We start from the raw sequence: 757 nt of genomic DNA, 5'->3' as shown, positions 1-757 counted from the left end.
CGTGGCCGCGGTGCACCTGGCCGACGGCCGGGTCCTGGACGCCGACGTGGTCGTCGTGGGCATCGGCGCGGCGCCCAACGTGGCCTGGCTGGAGAGCTCCGGGATCGAGCTCGGCAACGGCGTGGTCTGCGACGCGGTCGGGGCCACCAGCCTCCCCGGGGTCGTGGCCGTGGGCGACTGCGCCGCGTGGTGGGAGCCGGGCACCGCCCGCCACCACCGGGTGGAGCACTGGACCGGGGCCGCCGAGCGCCCGGCCGTGGCCGTGGGCGCGCTGCTGGGCGCGGACCCGGCGACCCTGCCGGCGGTCAAGCCCCCCTACTTCTGGTCCGACCAGTACGGCACCCGCCTGCAGTTCGCCGGCGACGCCTCCCGCGCCGACCGCGTGGCCTACGAGCACGGCGGCCCCGGCCAGGACTCCCTGCTCGCCGTCTACTACGCCGGCGAGCACCCCGTGGCCGTCTTGGCCTGGAACCAGACCAAACTCTTCTGCCGCTGGCGCAAGACCCTCGAGAAGCTCACCGCCGCAGCCGTCGCCCCCGTTCTCGTCCCCGCCTGATCCTCCTCGACCCGTTCTGCCCACAGAAGGAGAACCCGCGTTGTCCACCAATGTCGTCTCGGAGTCCCTGATCTCCACCCTGCCCGGCTCCACCTACGTGGACGAGGCAGTCTTCCGCGCCGAGCAGGAGCGCATCTTCGAGCAGATGTGGTTCTGCGCCGTACGCGCCGGAGACCTCGACAAGCCCGGCGCCTACCGCAC

At 73.3% G+C, this 757-nt stretch carries 1 protein-coding gene; it reads left to right on the top strand.

Annotated elements, in window-relative coordinates; genetic code table 11:
* Positions 1–556, top strand: a 556-nt coding sequence (locus RF644_RS18695) for an FAD-dependent oxidoreductase (protein ID WP_368797659.1), incomplete at its 5' end; no start/stop codon positions are given.
* Positions 557–757: the final 201 nt, after the last annotated feature.

It is taken from the genome of Kocuria sp. CPCC 205258 (assembly GCF_040981005.1).
Classification (GTDB): domain Bacteria; phylum Actinomycetota; class Actinomycetes; order Actinomycetales; family Micrococcaceae; genus Kocuria; species Kocuria rosea.
Note: the sequence above shows the minus strand (reverse complement) of the source record. Positions and strands in the feature narration are given on the sequence as shown.